Origin of the sequence: Niabella ginsenosidivorans (assembly GCF_001654455.1) — a bacterium.
GTDB classification, from domain to species: domain Bacteria; phylum Bacteroidota; class Bacteroidia; order Chitinophagales; family Chitinophagaceae; genus Niabella; species Niabella ginsenosidivorans.
Genome location: NZ_CP015772.1, coordinates 2,806,842 through 2,824,934, shown reverse-complemented (window position 1 = coordinate 2,824,934; position 18,093 = coordinate 2,806,842). Strand labels below are relative to the sequence as shown.

Here is an 18,093-nt window from a genome sequence, read left to right as displayed (position 1 = left end):
CAAAAGCTTTTCCTTTGCTGCTGTTGAAGGAGGTGTATTACTACTGTGCCATTGCCGGATCACTGAACGATTCCTTACCGGTTTCCACCCTGCCGGCAAATCTACGTTCAAAGCCCTGATGGGATTTTAATAATACAGAGCAGTCATACCATCCATAGCTTTTTTCTAAAGAAAGAACAAGGTTCAATATGGCATTAGGCGCAACGGCCTTACGGATATCCTGCTGCTCATAGCTGTTATCTTTAATGATGACCTGCCGGCTTTTTGCAGAACAATTGTGAATGGTCAATAGCAACTGCCCGTATTTTTTGCCGGGTGAATGGTTATATCCGCAAGTTGCTATGATCTGCTCTTCCCCTGCATGCCCTTTCAGTTCCCTGTAAAAGCCATTGGGGCCAAAAAGCGCCAGGTGATATTCTTTTCCGGCAAAGCCGTTCAGTGGAATATCATATTCCAGCTTTTCTCCGGCCGCTACAGCAAAGGACCAGTTGCGATTGATGATCTTTTGATGATCAGCATCTGCATCCGCATAGGGAAGATAGGCATATAAGGAAAACGGGCTGCCCACGGACCGATCTTTGAAAAGGGCAGTTCCTGCTTCTAAGGTAATACGTATCTTTTCTCCGGCATCGTCCAGGCTTCCATGCGCATACAGTTCATAGGGGAGTGCATTGGAGGGTTTTGTACCATTCTCCTGTCTGAAATACCTGCGGGTTTCTTTATAATTCAGTTGGAGGGCGTGGACCTGATTTGTCGAAAGCGGCTTTATTGCTTTGGGAACAGGGCGGTACTTTGCTTCGTCAATACGCTGCAGGTAAGCATTTCTTTTCAGGAATTCCGGCTGCCGGATGACTTCACCATTATAAGGCCGGAAAACGGAAGAAAGATCTCCGCAAACGGCCCTTCTCCACTCGGAAACATTGGAGATCTGTACTTTTTTGCCTGCTTTGCGGGAAGCAAAATGCTCAATAAACTGAACTACTGAAGTATGATCAAATACCTGTGAGTTTACATAACCTCCTCTTGACCAGGGGCTGGCTACCACAAAGGGAACACGGTAACCCAGGCCAATGGACCCTTGCCGCGCATTCTCTTTTGACACGCCTTTCTGTTGAAGTTCATCGTCCATTGTTACAAATTCCTTATCAATATTTTTGATGCCGGCGGATACGGTGCCTGTAGCGGGATTCCGGTAGTCTGGTGCAGTGAACGGCGGAATATGGTCAAAATATCCATCGTTTTCGTCATAAGTAAGAATAAAGATCGTTTTTTTCCAGAGTTCTTCGTTGTGCGTTAATATATCCAGTACTTCAGAAACATACCATGCGCCGAACCAGGGGGCAGAAGGATGGTCTGAAAAATACTGCGGTGCTACCAGCCAGGATATGGCCGGAAGTTTCCCTTCTTTTACATCTTTGCGGAAATTGGCCAATACATCCGATTTGGGCACCTGCATCTTTCGCTGAGTTCCGTGGTCATTATATTCCAGGGTTTCTGTTTGATGATAATCCGGGTCAAAATCATTTGTGGCAAAGGCATTATTATGCAGTATCTGTTCATAATCGCTCAAAGGAGCTGCCAGTTCTTTACGGCAGCGTTCCAACTCTGCTTCATAGTATTTTTTGCGTTCGCGCAGACCATTCAGTACCCGTTTGGCCTTCTGATCGTCCGGGTTTTTTATGATTTTTTCTTCCAGTTCCTTTAGATTTTTATCATAAGTGGCCAGCCTGTTTACGAGGTAAACTTCATATTTCCGGGAGCGGCGCACCTTAAACCGGGTGAACCACTCCAGCGGATTGTCTGTAAAATTGCTCAGCCAGGGTTCGGCCTCATTACTAAGACCCGATGGAAGGCTGATTTCATTCTGGTATACTTTCCAGGAGATGCCGTTATCCTGCAACAGTTCAGGAAGGGTTTGCCAGTCGGATTCTGCCCTGTAATCTGATTCTTCGTTTCGTACCAGGGCAGGATTTTTGGCGGATCCGTCTTTCCGGAGCGCCCCGGAAAAAAAGTACAACCGGTTGGGAGTAGTACCGGTAAGAGAGGAACAGAAGTGCTGATCACAAACAGTGAATGCATCTGCAAAAGCATAGTTAAAAGGAACGTCTCCCCGGGTATAATAGCCCAGTGTCATCGGTTGTTCTTCAAAACCTTTATATCCTGTTCTTTTGGCTATCAGCCACTGATCATACTGCCCGTTGTTGCGTGCATCCACCTGGTCTTTCCAGGTGTGGGGAAGGCCTCCCATCCAGGTGATCCGGGTTTGCTGCATATCCAGCCGGAAGGGGTGATAGGTGTTTTGCTGCTGGTCTGTCTGCAGCCATACGGGGTTCCCGTTTGCCAGCCTTAAAGCGCGCGGATCATTAAAACCTCTTACTCCCTTCAGGGTGCCAAAACAATGGTCAAAAGAGCGGTTCTCCTGCATCAGCAATACAATATGCTCTGCATCTTCAAAGGTGGAACCTTTGGGCGGATTAATGGCCAGCGCTTTTTGTATAGAAGCAGGAAGCGCGGAAAAAACGCCCGCGCCACCGGCCAGCAGGCCTGTCTTCTTTAAAAAATCCCTTCTTGAAAAATCAATAGCCATATGAATAGCGTTTTATACGATAGAATATAACGGAAAGATATCAAAGCTGTCATATCGTCCCGATTACAATTGGGACGATATGACAGCTTTCTTTATTTTGAGACCATCCCTTTTCTTTTCAGAGTAAAAAATTACTTAAGCAGCCACATTACCTGGTTTGCATCATCAACACCTCCATACTGTGATTGAATAGCAGCAGCTACATTATCTCCGTTATGGTCTAATTCAGCCTGAGGATAAAGCCAGCGCACAGGAAACTTATCAGAGGGCGTATTACGGTTTGTAGCGCTATTTAACACGAATGCAGGGTAACCGGTGCGTCTGTTTTCATACCAGGCATTGTAATCAACACCCTGCAGAAAACCAGCCAGATATTTTTGAGTGATGATCTGTTTGATCTGGTTGTCTGTAGAACCGGTAAGCGCTACTGCTGCCGATGCAGGATAACTGGCAATATAAGCAGCATCCATTGCTATACCATGATTATAACCGGCAGGAGTGTAGTTTGCCAGAAAGCTCATAGAGCTTTGAATACCTGCCGCATAATATGCCTGTGCTGAGGTTCCAGTAATCCACCCTCTTACAGTAGCTTCCGCCAAAACAAATTGAATATCCCAGTAATTTAATAATCCTACCGGTTCTGCATTATACAGATCTGTATAACGTTTGTTGAAATCGCAGAACTTACCAGTGGCCCTTGCAGAAGTAGTGCTGGCAAACACATCGGAAGACTCTACTCCAATATAGGCGTCCCAGTCGGAAGCAGCTTTACCTGCGGCAATCTGGGCGGGCGCAGGTTCGGCATAATAGAACAATCTCCTGTCCTGTAAGGCTTTTAAAGGAGTAATCAATGTAGCCCCTATCATTGGGTAGATTGTAAATGAATTGATTTGTACAGGCGTGTTGCTCCAGGGATATGCATATCCTGCAGTATTTACATAGGTTACTGCAAAATTATCATTGTAATCGCGCATAAGTGGCCTGTTGGCCACAATATCCTTAAACCGGTTTACTACGTTTAAATCAGCATCACCTGTTTTTTTGTATAACTGCATCAGCACATGCAGTTCAAAGCTGTTGGTAAGACGGCGCCATTTATCCACACTTCCTTTATATATAAAATCACCTGAAAAATCGGTACCTGATGCAAATAAAATATTGGCACTGTCCAGTTCATTCAGAATGCCTTTGAATACATCTTTCTGACTATCATATTTGGGTTTAATGATACCCTCCGTTTCTCCTTTAAGGGCATCAGAATAAGGAATATCGCCTACCTGCATGGAAAGCTGGTAAAACTGCCAGGCTCTTATAAAATGCGCCAGCGCTGCATAAGAGTTTTTTAACGCTACAGGCTCGGCTGCTGCATAGTTAAGCATGGGTGCCACATTACGTAAAACCGATAGGCGTCCAAAACTTGTGCGGGCGATTCTGTTATATTGAAAGTCTACCTGATTCTCGGTCCATAACACATATTTCGACAGCATAAAAGGCTGGCAAAAGCCTTTGGTACTTGTTATATCACTTGAAGTTATAGAGGTTAACATATTGGTGGCTAACCAGGCATCGGTTGATGAAGTGGATTTATCAGGGTTTGTATTAATGGCATCAAATTTTTGGGTGCAGGATATCAGCGCTGTGGCTGTTATCAACATTACCATTATATGCTTTTGAATAATTTTCATTATTATATTTTTTAAGGTATACGATTTTCACTTTTATAATCCCAGTTTGATGTTCAGGCCCAGCATGCGCTGTGAGGGAGCGTTTAAATTTTCATCTCCCAGATCCGGATCAGAGAAAGTGAACTTTGTCCACAGGAACACATTCTGTGCGGTCAAAGACACAGAAGCATTTTTAATACCTGTTCTGCTATATAATTTTGATGGGATCTTGTATCCTACAGATATCTCTCTTAGTTTAACGAAGGATTGGTTTTTTAAACCATGCTCATAACTATCTGTATTATTCAATTCGCGCATAAAACTCTGATAACCTACTTCCACATCATTGGGGGCAAATACGCGGGTATCTGTAAGAATGCGTCCGTACTTATCGTAGGTAGCTTCTCCGGAAACCACTTTTACTCCCTCACCCACATAATTGTTAAGGCCGTTTACCACCTGGTCATAACGCCATTTGGTATCTGTTTCGGGGTTGGTACCGCTGTCAAACATTTTGTTCCAGATATAATCATACATAATTCCACCTATGCGCCCATCAATGCTAAGCCCGATAATAAAGTTGTGGATGATAAAATTGTTTGAAAAGCCGAATGAAAATTTAGGATCGGTATATCCCATATTGGCTTCATAGGGGCTTGAAGCTACCAGGCCGCCTACAAGAATCAAATTGCCCTGGGGATCTCTTAATAAGGGCTGGGAAACATACACATCTTTTCTTGCACCTTTTTTAATCCAAAGTTTATCGGCCGTATAAACCGGATCTAAATCCACATAATAATTGTGATTGAAAGAATAATTGATTAAAGAACGCCATTCAAAATTCTTTCTTTTAATAACAGTCCCGTCCACAGTTACTTCAATACCTTTTCTTACATAAGTTTCTTTGGTGTTAATAAGAGTGGATGAGAAACCGGAGGCTGAAGAAATGTCGGGGCTGATTTGCTGATCATAATAATACTTGTTGAAATAAGCCAGATCTACATGCAGGCGCCCCTTCAGGAAATACGCCTCTGTACCTACTTCCCAGGTTCTTGTTACCGATGGGTATAAGTCGTAGCTCAGTATGTTGGATGGGTAGCTGGAACTGGGCAGCCCCCATGAGGTGCTGGGGGTGTAGGTACGGTTATTGTCATATATACCCGCTGGTTTTTTACCCTGTGTCCAGGAGCCACGCACCTTCCACAGATCTACTGCCTGCGGCATTGAGATAAACTGAGAAAGTATGACGCTTCCGGCAAAAGACGGGTAAAAATAAGACCGTTGCGAGGCTGGCTGGGTAGAACTCCAGTCATTACGCCCGGTGATATCCAAATAGGCAATTTTGTTCCAGCTAACAGAGGCTTTACCATACAGACTATTTACCTGCTGCCGCCAGGTACCGTAGTTGTTGATGAGGGCATCCACGCCGGCCGTTGTTGATGGAACTGCATTAGCAAGGGAATACCATCCGGGTATGGCAAGACCATTGCGAGTTTGAGCGCCCATTTCCCGGTCAACAAAATAGGTAATGCTTCCGCCTCCCAGTAAGTTGATGTCGAAATTACTTAGTTTTTTATCGTACGTTAATATCAGGTCATTATTGGTACTGAAGCCCCATAGCTGGTTCATACCAAACATTCCTTTACCACTGTAATTCCAGCTAAAGGTGTTTCCGCTTGATCCGCCCCGCGTAGAATTAATACCTGCAGGACTTTGTACCGTTTCCTCGTCTTTATAAAAATCGTAGCCGGTGCGGAACATCAGGTTCAGATCTTTGGTGAACTTATAATTGGCAGTAAGGCTGGCATTGAGCTTGTTTTTGTTAATGCCGTCTAATTTTTCATAAGCAATCAGATAAGGGTTATCATACCAGGCATCATACAGCCAGTTTTGTTTCTCATTGGGCGTTACCCAATAATCCTTGTACTGGCGGATGTCGTAATCCGGTCCTGTCCACATCTGCAACTGGTAAATGTACCCCTGGGCCCCATAACCTTGTCCCCATACCTGGGGCGATTGCTGCCAGGTATAGCCCATGCTGCTTTCCAGGCTGAATTTCTGCCCTATTTTTAACGCACCGCTCATAGTATAGTTAAGAATATTCAGTTTTTCATTGGGAAACTGTCCTTTGTTATAAATGTGGTTAACGCCTGCCCTGAAAAATCCGTTTTCGCCACTTTGGGTAACCGTGATATTGTTATTGGTGACCAGCCCGGTTTCGAGGAAGTTTTTCAGGTTGTTTTTACCGCTCGATACAAGGGGCATCATTTCTTTTTGCTTGGTAATGGGGTTCCATTGTATGGCACTATCGCCAATATCTAATTTTGGCCCCCAAACATAGTCGGTAGAAATTTCGCCATCGATACCATGACCATAAGAGGTTTGCACTTTCGGTATGGCCAGGTATCCCGATGCAATCATGGTATTACTGTTGATATCAATAGCCAGTCCCCTGCCTTTTCCTTTTTTGGTGGTAATCATAATAGCACCGCTGGTGCCCTTGGAACCATACAAAGCCGCAGCGGTGGGCCCTTTCAGTACACTGATATCTTCGATATTATCTGTTGGTATATCACGCAAAGTCATATTACTGTATGGGACACCGTCAATAACCAGCATTGGTGTTTCCCCGCGCAGTTCAATGGTAGGAGTGGCGTTAAATTCGGTTGAATTCTTTATAACGAGGCCCGATACCTTGCCGGTAAGCGAAGTGGCCGCATCCACCCCTTTTACGGTTTGAATTTCATTACCGCTTACTTTTTGCACAGCGTAACCCAGCGCTTTTGCTTCGCGGGTAATGCCCAATGCTGTTACCACTACTTCTGTTAATGCGCGGTTACCTTCTTCAAACACTACATTTATAATTTGCTGGCTGTTTATTTTAATGGTTTGGGTAGCATAGCCCACGTAGCTGAATGTAAGTTCAGCATATTCATCGGTTTCTATGCTATACTCACCTTCATTGTTAGTTGATGTAACCTGCCCTTTACTGGATGAAACAGTGGCACCGGCTACCGGATCGCCATTTTTATCTTTTACTACTCCTTTTACAATAATGTTTTTTCTTATGCCTGCTTTTTCTGAAATAACAATGAGATTGTCACTTATTTGCTGAAACTGAAGCCCTGTGCCATTAAGCACTCTTGGTAATAAATCTAAAACGGGTATGTTCACAACTCTAATGTCTACTGTGCCAAAATCATCAACAACCTTATTGCTGTATACAAACCGGTAATCGGTTTTTTTCTGGATGATCTTTAAAACGGTGGACAGCCGGGCCTCTTCTATTTTTAAACTGATTGATTCCTGCCCGTAGCCGGCGCGTGCTGCAACCTGCGAAGCGGTTATAAGCACCAGGGCAATACATAACTTCATAAACAACAGCTTTTTGAGCAGCCGCAACGGCCGCCTTTTTACGTAAGCGCTTTTTTTCATACTTTTAATTGGTTTTTGTTAACTAAGTGGAAGACATTCAGCTTCTTCCATTTTTACCGGGGGGAAATGGCCGCAATCCGTTTCTCCCTTTTTTTGTTTTCCTGTTTACATATTTTATTTGTTAATGATGATTTTATTTCCGTCTTTTTTATAAGAAAAATGATAAGAAAGCTGCAGGGCTTTGAGTATCTCATCTGCCCCTTCGTTCTGAAAACTTGCTGTGTAGCGATAGTTCGCTACATCGCTGTCGGCAATTTCAACCGTGATCGCATACTTTCGCTCAAGGATATTTTTAATCTCATAAAGAGGAGTGTTGTCAAAAACCAAGGAATGATCCACCCATGCCGTCTCAATATTCTGTTGGCTGTCGTCATAAGAAAGCGGCGTTATTTCCGTCTTTTCCTGCAGAGGTGCTTCCGGGGCCGCTGTAGTATGGATCACAAATTTCTGGTTCACCTCCAATGTTTTATATACGCGGTCCCGGTTGCCGCTGGGAAGCAGGATCTGTACTTTTCCTTCAAGCAGCGATGTTTCGCTGTAAGCATCGTTTTTATAATCTTTTACGTTGAACTTGGTGCCTACGGCCTTTATTTTATACCTGGACGCCTGGACTATGAATGGTAGTAACCGGTTGTGCGCCACTTCAAAGAAGGCTTCCCCTGTTAACCGTACGTCCCGGTTCTTTGTGCCGAAACCTGCTGATACCAATAGCGCCGATTGGGCATTCAGGGTCACTTTTGTTCCGTCTGATAATATCAGGGTTTTGTATTCTCCCCGTTCAGACCCGATGCTGTCTCCTGGCACGGTAGCGGTAATTCCGGCAGACAACCTGTTGCTGGTGTTGCCCGTGCGCAAAGGTTGTTTATACAGGAACCAGAGCCCTGTTCCCAATAGAAGGATAACAGAAGCGGCAGCAAGCCACTCTTTTTTATTCCGGCCACGGGCTGGCTGTTCTGGTTTTTCCTGATAAAAATCATGACTATGCGTTTTTCCTGGAACCGCAATAAGATCCAGGCCAAGCCGGGCGTCATCGGCCGACAGCTCATTCTGCTTTTTGTGCAGCATAAACTTTAAGCCCAGCACTAGTTTCCGGGCTTCTTCAATGGTTAACAGTTCTTCAGGATGCTGATATAAATATTCATTCCAGAAAGCAATATCTTTTTCATTTTGCCTTGTGCAATAGGCAATAAACGAATCATTAATGGTAAGCTCTTCTACTGTATAAATCACCAACGCCTCCTTTTTTATTACAGACGGCGCCTCCGGAAAAACCTAACCGTTTTTTTTAACTTTTTCTTAAATAAATGGGAAAAGAAGCAAACTGGCCAGTTTGGAAAACAGCCGCTCCTTACAGAGGTTCTGCCGCAGGTGCTGGATCCCTTTTGAAAGATTATTATAAACCGTTTGGTGGGATAATCCTGTAAGGGAAACGATTTTGTCAGTAGAATACCCTTTGTAATATTTCATGTAGATCACCTTTCTGTATCTAGCCGGAAGCTTCTTATAGGCTTCTGCAATGTGATTAACGAGGTGCTCATTGGTTTCCAGCTGCTCTATGATTTCCTGGGCAGACGGAATATAAAAAGACTCGATCTCATAAGGCGCTCCTTTGCGCTGGCTGGCCCGGTGGAGGTCAATCAGCTTTCTTTTAAAGGCTGTAACTATATAAGCTTCAGGATTCTGAATATTGTCTGTAATATTCTTTTGCAAAAGATCCAGAAAAAACTGCTGTACAATATCTTCCGCTTCTTCTGAAGTATACCCGAAATAACAGGCTATGGCCTGTAGTTTTGCTTTAAAGTTGATATACCAGGAATGGATTAACTGCATATAATGATTACCGCGTTTTGGTGGCAGTCAATAGGAGCCAAAGGTATCGATTATCCGGTATCTTACCAGCAGTACCGGGCCTGCTTTATATTATTATTTTGTTATCTGTAACAGTAAAGCCGCAGCCCGGCCGTTTGTATTTCCTTCCGGTACTGCTTTTCTTCTTAAAGAAGCGGGGCATAGCAGGCCCTTATCAGGCATACAGGCAACCGTATCACAAACAAGCCGGCAAGCCGGATTTACAGAATCCCGTTTCACAACAGCCTTACATAAAGCAAGATAGCTATTCATCCGTTAAATACTACAAGCTGCACAACCGGTTGCACAGTTTCAGGAGGAAATGGGCTTGTTCACTAGAACTCGGTTCCCTTAAAACTTTCCAGTTCTTTTGCTACTGCAGTAAGAAAAGTAGCTCCCAAAGCACCATCTACAATGCGGTGGTCATAACTTAAACTCAGCACCATCATATGGCGGATGGCAATACTGTCGCCCTGGGGCGTTTCTATAACAACGGGGCGTTTCTTTATGGCACCAACAGCAAGGATGGCTACCTGGGGCTGGTTAATAATAGGGGTGCCGGCAAGGCTGCCAAAACTTCCCACGTTGGTCAATGTAAAGGTTCCACCCTGTGTGTCTTCCGCTTTCAGCTTGTTATTTCTGGCGGCATCAGCCAGGCCGTTCACCCGCTTTGCCAATCCTGTAAGGTTCAACTGATCTGCATTTTTAATTACAGGTACAATAAGATTGCCATTGGGCAGGGCAGTAGCCATGCCAATATTGATATCTTTTCTGATAAGGATCTTATCTCCTTCAACGGAACTGTTAACCAGCGGAAAACGCTTAATACATTTGGTTATCGCTTCAATGAATAAAGGCGTAAAGGTTATTTTGGTTCCTTCTCTTTTTTCAAAGTCTTTTTTCACCTTTTCACGCCAGATGACCATGTTGGTTACATCAGCTTCTGAAAAGCTGGTCACATGCGGACTGGTATGTTTGCTGCGCACCATATGTTCGGCGATCAGCTTACGCATGCGGTCCATTTCAATGATCTCAATCGCGCCATCCTGTCTGTTCCAGTCGGCAGCAGTCGGCTGTACATCATGATGAGCAATGGAAGGAACGGAAACGTTGGAAGCTGTTGATGCTGATTGCAGATCCGTACCCTTTTTGGCTCTTGATGCTATGTAACCAAGTATATCATTTTTGGTAACACGCCCTTCTTTTCCGGTGCCCGGGATCTTTTCCAATTCGCTCATGGAAATACCTTCGTTGGCCGCAATATTGAGTACCAGTGGTGAGTAAAATTTATTGGGCGCAGCAGGATTGCTGTTTACTTCTCCGTTTTTTATTTCGGAAGAAACGACCTCGGCCTCCTGTTCTTTTTCGGCTGTGACCGGTGCTGCAGCCGGTTCATGAGCAGGAGGGAGGGGTGTTTCATGGCTTCCGTCTTCTTCCGTTCTTATCCGGGCAATGACGGTGCCAATAGGAACCACGTCATTTTCATTAAACAAAATGGATTCAATGATTCCTGCAGCGGTACTGGGTACTTCACTATCCACTTTGTCGGTAGCAATTTCTAAAACAGTTTCATCCATTTCCACTTTGTCCCCTACCTGCTTTAACCATTTTAAAATGGTGGCTTCCATAATACTTTCACCCAATTTTGGCATCACCAAATCCTCTAAAGCCATATATAGTATTTTTAAGGAATAAAATTATTCAAACTATGTTTATTCAAAAAATGTTGAGGTAACAAAAATAGGTATTTGAATGCTAACTTTTGTTAGCAGCCGGTTATTTGCAGCAAAACGATTGTATTGTTTTACAACCCGATGCAATGCTTATGCCTCAGGAAATAAAAAATAGCAGGAAATAATTGCCGGGTACCGGGCAAATAAAGCGGGCACAGATACAATAAAAATACAGACCTGTTGAAAAAGCTACTGATTGAAAAGCGCTTAAAGCAATCCTTCATCTGCAAAGCTGTAATAACCCATATCACTTACAATAATATGATCCATTACTTTTATATCAAGAAATTTTGCAGCCTCTTTTATTTTATTGGTAAGGAATTCATCTGCCCTGCTGGGCGACAAATTGCCGGAAGGATGGTTATGCGCCAGTATAATTCCGACTGCGTTTTTTTCCAGCGCTCTTTTCAGAATAATGCGGGGATCAGCAACTGTTCCGGTAATGCCTCCCGCGCTGATCACTTCATAATGAATGAAATGATTGTTCTGGTTCAGGTATACAGCCGCAAATACTTCATAAAGATAATCTTTCAGCTTTGCCTGCAGATATTCACCTATATGTTTGCTGCCGGCTGCCATTTGCAGCCGGGCAGGTTTATCTGTTTGCCTTCTGCGTCCTAATTCCAATGCTGCGCTCAGGGTTACGGCCTTGGCTTCGCCAATGCCTTTTACCTGCATCAGCTCGGCAATTGTCAGTTTCCCCAGGTCACTGAGGTAATTGCTTCCAAGTTCCAGTACCTCTTTAGCCAGGTCCAGCGCTGTTCTTTGAGGAGTTCCGTTATGAATTAAGATCGCCAGCAGTTCGGAATTGCTCAGGCTCTGTGGTCCCCGGGCAAGTAGTTTTTCGCGGGGCCGGTCGTCTTCTGCCCAATCTTTGATGGTGTTTTTGGTTTTCATCAACACAAGATACAAAATCTATAATATTTTTTCAAAACGTGCATATTTTGCTTGGTGAATTGAAGCAGATATTAATATCTTCGCCGCTCATTCAGTAACAAATGGAACTTCCGGTTTTTAATATGCATTCAGCCAAAATTTTTGCCGGTTCGGCATCGCGTCAGTTAACAGAAGAAATCTGTAGCCGCTATGGCTGCGAACTGGGAAAAGTGCATACCCAGCGTTTTAGCGACGGGGAAATTTATGTGAACTTCCTGGAAAGCGTCCGGGGAGATTATGTATTCCTCATCCAGAGCACCTATGCGCCGGCAGATAATCTTATGGAGCTGCTTTTGCTGATCGATGCTGCAAAAAGGGCCTCGGCCTACAAAGTGATCGTGGTAATGCCTTATTATGGCTATGCCCGCCAGGATCGGAAAGATCGCCCCCGCGTGGCAATAGGTAGTAAGCTGGTTGCCAATATGTTAACTGCAGCCGGGGCCGACAGGATCATTACGATGGATCTGCATGCGCCACAGATCCAGGGCTATTTTGATATTCCAGTAGATCATTTGGACAGCCACGCAGTTTTTATTCCATATATTGAGGAACTGAAACTGGAAAACCTTACCTTTGCAGCCCCTGATGTGGGCGCTACGAACCGGATAAGGGAAATAGCCAGCTATTTTAATGCGGATATGGTTATTTGCGACAAGCACAGGAAGCGTGCGAATGAAATAGCCAGTATGACGGTGATCGGTGATGTGGAGGATCGGAATGTGATAATTATTGATGATATCTGCGATACCGGCGGTACCCTTGCAAAAAGCGCGGGATTAATAATGGAAAAGGGGGCAAGAAGCGTACGGGCAATGATCACGCACCCGATATTGAGCGGGAATGCCTACGAGAATATTGAGAACAGCGCTTTGGATGAATTGGTGGTTTGCGATACCATACCAATAAAAAAGGCAGAAGGGAAGATAAAGGTAATTACTGTAGCGAATCTTTTTGCAATTGCGATCAGGCACGCTTTTGAAAATAAAAGTATTACCAGTCTGTTTGTTCACTCAAATTTGAGGACTACATAGTAAATTAAAACAAAAATATAAAATGAAAACAATTACAATCGAAGGACAGCTGAGGACCGAATTTGGCAAAAGAGCCACCCGCCAGATCCGCTCTCAGGGAGCCGTGCCTGCTGTAATTTATGGGGGTGCCAAAGAAATCAACTTCAGTGCGCCGGCCTCAGTATTCAAAGGCCTGGTTTACACGCCTAATTTTCAGCTGGCAGAGGTAAAACTGGATGGGGCTACCTATAAATGTATCCTGAAGGATCTTCAGTTTGATAAAGTAAGCGACGAATTAATTCACGTAGATCTGCTGGAACTTACAGATAACAAAAAAGTAATAGCAGCTATACCGGTTAAATTTACCGGAAGTGCAAAAGGTGTTAAAGATGGCGGACGCTTTGTTTCCAAGATCAAATCATTAAAAGTAAAAGCATTCCCTAAAGACCTGAAAGAGGTAATTGAAGTGCCTGTTGATAATCTGGAGATAAATGAGAACATCCGCGTGGAAGACGTAAAGGCTGATAATATGGAAATTATGAACTCTCCGCGTATTCCTATCGCTTCCATTGTAATGACAAGACAGTTAAAACAGGAAGAAGCCGCAGCAAAAAAATAATTTTTACAAAAAACGGGTAAAAAGCCTGCATCATATAGATGCAGGTTTTTTTATTTTTAATAAATTTGACAAACAGTATGAAGTATTTAATTGCAGGTTTGGGGAACATTGGTAATGAATATGCGCATACCCGTCACAATATTGGTTTTGATATCGCTGCAGCCTTTGCGCTCAAACATGAGGCAACCTTTAGGAGTGAGCGGTTGGCTTATGTTGCAGAGGCAAAGGTCAGGGGCCGCATAGCTGTTTGTATCTGTCCTACTACATTTATGAACCTGAGCGGGAAGGCGGTCAAATACTGGCTGGATAAAGAAAAAATACCATTGGAACGTTCTTTAACAATTTTAGATGATTTAGCATTACCTTTATCAAAAATGAGGATAAAACCAGAGGGCAGTGACGGAGGGCATAATGGTTTGAAAAGCATACAGGCATCATTAAATACTACTGCTTATCCAAAACTAAGATTCGGGATCGGAAATGATTTCCCCAAAGGTATGCAGGTTGATTTTGTATTAGGAAAATGGAGAAAGGAGGAAGAAGCGCTGGTACAGCTGAAAATTGAAAAGGCGGTCATTGCTATAGAAACATTCATGTTCCAGGGCATTGAAGCAGCTATGAATGAAATAAATAATAAAATATATACGTTGTAATTATAAGAGTTTTAAAAATCCTGCTTTATTATGAAAATTATTTGTGTTGGGCGAAACTATGCGGCACATGCCAGGGAGTTGGGAAATGAGGTTCCGGAAGAACCTGTAATTTTTATGAAACCTAAAAGCGCCTTATTGCGGCCTCACTTGCCCTTTTATTATCCTGAGTTTACAAATGAATTGCATTATGAATGTGAGTTGGTAATGCGGGTTTCAAAAAACGGACGTTATATTAACAGAAGATATGCCAGTCAGTATTTTGATGCCATAACATTGGGTATTGATTTTACGGCCCGTGATATTCAGAATGAGCTGAAGAAAAAAGGCCTGCCCTGGGAGAAAGCAAAAGCTTTTGATAATTCAGCAATAATCGGGAAATGGCGTCCTTTAAGTGATTTTGAAAATACCAAAAATATCAACTTCGGGCTTTATAAAAATGATGAGTTGGTACAGCACGGTAATTCAGCTAAAATGATCCACAGTTTTGAATCGATACTGGCACATGTTTCCAAATATTTTACAGTGAATATTGGAGACCTGATCTTTACAGGAACACCGGAGGGGGTGGGCGAGGTGCTTCCGGGGGATGTACTTGAAGGCATCCTTGAAGATGAAAGCGTTTTCCAGCTAACGGTGGAATAGCATTTTTACAAAATTTTAAATCAATTATTATTTATTATTGTATTTTTGCAACTCAGTTTCAAAAAGGTGAGGGGCAAAAGGAAAATACAATATATATTAAGCTGGTGTTTGCTGATCGTTTTTACGATTGCTGTTACGCCTAAATTGTATTTACACAACGTATTTACTCATCATAAGGATCAGCTCTTCCTGCATACAGATCCGCAACAGAAAAGTATTGTAAAGTATGAGTACAGTTGTGGATTTATAAATACGGGTATAGAGCGTACTTTCCCTTTTGTTTATAACGGCGGTCCGATTGCGATTGGAGTTATCCTGACAACTGTCAGGTCATCGGGCAAAAACGCGGACGGGCCGCACGATCTGCATTTATCGCATGCTTTTTTAAGAGGGCCACCCGCATACATCTTCCAGAATTGTTCTAACCGGATTTTTTAACGCCAGTACCTTTCCCGGGTGCGGTTTAGTAAATGTATGTATGCAAAAGAAAATTTTAAGCCTTAGTGTGTTGCTATTGATCAGATGCATTATCTATGCATCGCCGGTGCCCAAAAATGCAGAAGAGGAGCTATCCGGCTCTTTAAAAGGTACCGTTACAGATTCCTTATCCAATCTGCCCCTGCCAGGTGCCACAATCTCTTTCCCGGATCTGAAAGTGGACGCGGTTACAGATAAGGATGGCCGTTTTTTTATAAGATCGCTTCCGAACGGAAGATTTACCATTACGGTATCTTATGTTGGTTACCGGTCTTATGTAGGCATCCTGACCATCAGTGGTGCCACTACTCAGGATTTTAAACTGAATGTAGCTGTGGTTGAAAATCAGGCGGTGGTGGTTACTGGCGTTTCTGCCTCCACTCAGCTTAAACACACACCTGTGCATGTTTCAGTAATTTCTGAAAAGGACCTGCAGCGCTCATCGGGTACTAACTTATTGCAGGCAATAGCAAAGGTACCGGGTGTATCCGTTATTACAACCGGCCCGGCAATTGCAAAGCCCAGCATCCGCGGTCTGGCTTACAACAGGGTGGTTACCTTAAATGATGGGGTAAGACAGGAAGGGCAGCAATGGGGTGATGAGCATGGCGTGGAAATTGATGAATACAGTGCACAGAAAATAGAGGTGCTGCGGGGCCCGGCTTCCTTAATGTATGGCAGCGATGCCACCGGCGGGGTCATTAATATCCTTACCAATCTTCCCGTTGCTGAAAATACGATCAAAGCGAATGTTTCGGGTAGTCTTAACAGCAACAATAATATGCAGGGGGGCTACGCAAACGTAGCTGGAAATATCAATGGTTTTAACTGGAATGCCTACGGGAGTATTAAGAGCGCAGGGGATTATCAGAATAAATATGACGGAGACGTTTTGAACAGCCGGTACAATGAGCACAATTTTGGTGGTTATATTGGGGTTAATAAAAGCTGGGGCTATTCCCATCTGCTCCTTTCTGATTATAACCTGCATGTGGGAATGGTAGATGGCGACAGGGATGATTCGGGCAATTTTGTAATAGACGGGTATGAAAACACGCCTCAACTGCAAAAAGGAAAATCGCCCCTGGTGCCGGATCAGAATATTCAGCATTTTAAAGCGGCATTGGATAACAGCTTTAACCTGGGCAATGGCGGGCGTATTACCGCTTTGATCGGGTTTCAGCGCAACCAGCGGAAAGAGTTTGGAGATTATGAAGCACCGGATGTTCCTGAAAGCTATTTTGACCTGAGAACGATTAATTATAATGCCGCCTACCAGATGCCTTTTATAAACGGCTGGAAAGCTTCGCTGGGAGTAAACGGAATGAGCCAGCAGAACCGGATCAGGGCAGAAGAGGCATTGATACCCAATTACCGGCTGTTTGATTGGGGCATTTATGGTATCGCTTCTAAAACCATTAACAAAACAACCATTACCGGGGGCTGCGGTTTGATAGCAGGCACATCAACAGTAAGCTGACCGCTTCAGAAGGGGAAGACCTGTTTCAGCCTTTTACCAAGAACCTGTCCAGTTTATCCGGGAGTATCGGAGTTACCCATGATATTAATGAGTATGTTACGGTGAAAGCCAATGCCAGTAAAGGTTTCAGAGCGCCTAATATGGCAGAGTTGGCAGCAAATGGAGAGCATGAGGGAACCTTCAGATACGAGATTGGGAACCGGCAGTTAAAAAGTGAAGACTCCTATTCATTTGATCTGGGGCTTGACGTAAATACGCAGCATGTTTCATTAAACCTGTCGCCTTATTTCAGCCATATCAGCAATTATATTTATTTCCGGAAATTACAGACGGACACAGGGGCGGATTCAACTATTAATGAGGTGCCCGTATACCAGTTTACGCAGCAAAGTGCTAACATGTATGGTGTTGAAGCCTCTTTGGATATTCACCCGCACCCGCTGGACTGGCTGCATTTTGAAAATTCATTCAGCTATGTCCGTGGAAAATTCACCCAACCAGTGGATGGATCCGGCAATCTTCCGTTGATCCCGCCTATGAAGTTGTTAACAGAGCTGCGTGCAGAGTTCCCGCATCAGTTAAAAACGTTCAGAAATTTTTACGCTAAAGCAGAAATGAATAATGTATGGGCCCAGGACCATTTCTTCTCCGGTTATAATACGGAAACAGGAACTCCATCGTATATCCTGTTCAATGCAGGTATTGGCAGCGATCTTTATTTTGGTGGCGCTAAAAGAGCTACAATTGTGCTGGCGCTGAATAATATCGGCAATGTAGCTTACCAGGACTTTTTGAACCGGTTGCGGTATGCTCCCGAAAATCCTGTTACCGGCAGGGTAGGGGTTTTTGAAATGGGACGCAACTTTACAGCGCGTATCATTATTCCGTTTGAATGGAGGGTGAAATAGGCCGTTTAACTGGGGACGTTCTGAGTGCGGACTAAAAAGGAGCGGCCCAACTCTTCTGTCTGGATACCCGGTGATGTGCTGTTATCGTTTATGCGGATCCT

13 protein-coding genes are annotated in these 18,093 nt (G+C 43.8%); 6 read left to right on the top strand and 7 right to left on the bottom strand.

Going from position 1 to position 18,093, the window contains the following annotated elements; genetic code table 11:
- Positions 1-40: 40 nt before the first annotated feature.
- The 7 genes from A8C56_RS11740 to radC form a co-directional block, all read right to left on the bottom strand.
- Positions 41-2,587: a phosphocholine-specific phospholipase C gene (locus A8C56_RS11740; RefSeq protein WP_084490172.1), complete on the bottom strand. Its 2,547-nt coding sequence runs from the start codon at positions 2,585-2,587 to the stop codon at positions 41-43.
- A gap of 131 nt (positions 2,588-2,718) precedes the next feature.
- Positions 2,719-4,272 carry a SusD/RagB family nutrient-binding outer membrane lipoprotein gene (locus A8C56_RS11735; protein WP_067756072.1) on the bottom strand — a complete coding sequence of 518 codons (1,554 nt, stop codon included), beginning with the start codon at positions 4,270-4,272 and terminating at the stop codon, positions 2,719-2,721.
- A 33-nt stretch (positions 4,273-4,305) separates the two neighbouring features.
- Positions 4,306-7,626, bottom strand: coding sequence for a SusC/RagA family TonB-linked outer membrane protein (locus A8C56_RS11730; RefSeq protein ID WP_245645443.1), 3,321 nt, complete (start codon positions 7,624-7,626; stop codon positions 4,306-4,308).
- Between the two features lie 174 nt (positions 7,627-7,800).
- Positions 7,801-8,916 (bottom strand): FecR family protein, encoded by a 1,116-nt coding sequence (locus A8C56_RS11725; protein WP_067761948.1) that lies wholly within the window; start codon positions 8,914-8,916, stop codon positions 7,801-7,803.
- 66 nt (positions 8,917-8,982) lie between these two features.
- Complete coding sequence (locus tag A8C56_RS11720) at positions 8,983-9,516, bottom strand: RNA polymerase sigma factor (protein ID WP_067756067.1); 534 nt, start codon at positions 9,514-9,516, stop codon at positions 8,983-8,985.
- Between the two features lie 353 nt (positions 9,517-9,869).
- Positions 9,870-11,207, bottom strand: coding sequence for a dihydrolipoamide acetyltransferase family protein (locus tag A8C56_RS11710; RefSeq protein ID WP_067756058.1), 1,338 nt, complete (start codon positions 11,205-11,207; stop codon positions 9,870-9,872).
- A gap of 267 nt (positions 11,208-11,474) precedes the next feature.
- Positions 11,475-12,164 (bottom strand): RadC family protein, encoded by a 690-nt coding sequence (radC, locus tag A8C56_RS11705; protein ID WP_067756055.1) that lies wholly within the window; start codon positions 12,162-12,164, stop codon positions 11,475-11,477.
- A 122-nt stretch (positions 12,165-12,286) separates the two neighbouring features.
- On the opposite strand from radC, the gene A8C56_RS11700 reads away from it, so the two are divergent.
- From A8C56_RS11700 to A8C56_RS25055, 6 genes are all read left to right on the top strand, one after another.
- Complete coding sequence (locus A8C56_RS11700; RefSeq protein ID WP_067761946.1) at positions 12,287-13,234, top strand: ribose-phosphate diphosphokinase; 948 nt, start codon at positions 12,287-12,289, stop codon at positions 13,232-13,234.
- Positions 13,235-13,256: 22 nt separating this feature from the next.
- Entirely contained in the window at positions 13,257-13,832 is a 576-nt protein-coding gene (locus A8C56_RS11695) for a 50S ribosomal protein L25 (RefSeq protein WP_067756052.1), read from the top strand.
- A 77-nt stretch (positions 13,833-13,909) separates the two neighbouring features.
- On the top strand, positions 13,910-14,485 hold the full coding sequence (gene pth, locus A8C56_RS11690) for an aminoacyl-tRNA hydrolase (RefSeq protein ID WP_067761945.1): 576 nt from the start codon (positions 13,910-13,912) through the stop codon (positions 14,483-14,485).
- Between the two features lie 30 nt (positions 14,486-14,515).
- Positions 14,516-15,127 carry a fumarylacetoacetate hydrolase family protein gene (locus tag A8C56_RS11685; RefSeq protein ID WP_067756049.1) on the top strand — a complete coding sequence of 204 codons (612 nt, stop codon included), beginning with the start codon at positions 14,516-14,518 and terminating at the stop codon, positions 15,125-15,127.
- A 478-nt stretch (positions 15,128-15,605) separates the two neighbouring features.
- Entirely contained in the window at positions 15,606-17,084 is a 1,479-nt protein-coding gene (locus tag A8C56_RS25060) for a TonB-dependent receptor (RefSeq protein ID WP_245645873.1), read from the top strand.
- Positions 17,048-17,992: a TonB-dependent receptor gene (locus tag A8C56_RS25055; RefSeq protein ID WP_317041113.1), complete on the top strand. Its 945-nt coding sequence runs from the start codon at positions 17,048-17,050 to the stop codon at positions 17,990-17,992. Before A8C56_RS25060 ends, A8C56_RS25055 begins: the two co-directional genes overlap by 37 nt.
- The last annotated feature ends 101 nt before the right edge of the window (positions 17,993-18,093 follow it).

What these genes read in the sequence shown, in the direction of transcription:
- A8C56_RS11740 (WP_084490172.1), bottom strand. Translation starts at nt 2,587, where the DNA reads ATGGCTATTGATTTTTCAAGAAGGGATTTTTTAAAGAAGACAGGCCTG.
- A8C56_RS11735 (WP_067756072.1), bottom strand. Translation starts at nt 4,272, where the DNA reads ATGAAAATTATTCAAAAGCATATAATGGTAATGTTGATAACAGCCACA.
- A8C56_RS11730 (WP_245645443.1), bottom strand. Translation starts at nt 7,626, where the DNA reads ATGAAGTTATGTATTGCCCTGGTGCTTATAACCGCTTCGCAGGTTGCA.
- A8C56_RS11720 (WP_067756067.1), bottom strand. Translation starts at nt 9,516, where the DNA reads ATGCAGTTAATCCATTCCTGGTATATCAACTTTAAAGCAAAACTACAG.
- A8C56_RS11710 (WP_067756058.1), bottom strand. Translation starts at nt 11,207, where the DNA reads ATGGCTTTAGAGGATTTGGTGATGCCAAAATTGGGTGAAAGTATTATG.
- radC (WP_067756055.1), bottom strand. Translation starts at nt 12,164, where the DNA reads ATGAAAACCAAAAACACCATCAAAGATTGGGCAGAAGACGACCGGCCC.
- A8C56_RS11700 (WP_067761946.1), top strand. Translation starts at nt 12,287, where the DNA reads ATGCATTCAGCCAAAATTTTTGCCGGTTCGGCATCGCGTCAGTTAACA.
- A8C56_RS11695 (WP_067756052.1), top strand. Translation starts at nt 13,257, where the DNA reads ATGAAAACAATTACAATCGAAGGACAGCTGAGGACCGAATTTGGCAAA.
- pth (WP_067761945.1), top strand. Translation starts at nt 13,910, where the DNA reads ATGAAGTATTTAATTGCAGGTTTGGGGAACATTGGTAATGAATATGCG.
- A8C56_RS11685 (WP_067756049.1), top strand. Translation starts at nt 14,516, where the DNA reads ATGAAAATTATTTGTGTTGGGCGAAACTATGCGGCACATGCCAGGGAG.
- A8C56_RS25060 (WP_245645873.1), top strand. Translation starts at nt 15,606, where the DNA reads ATGCAAAAGAAAATTTTAAGCCTTAGTGTGTTGCTATTGATCAGATGC.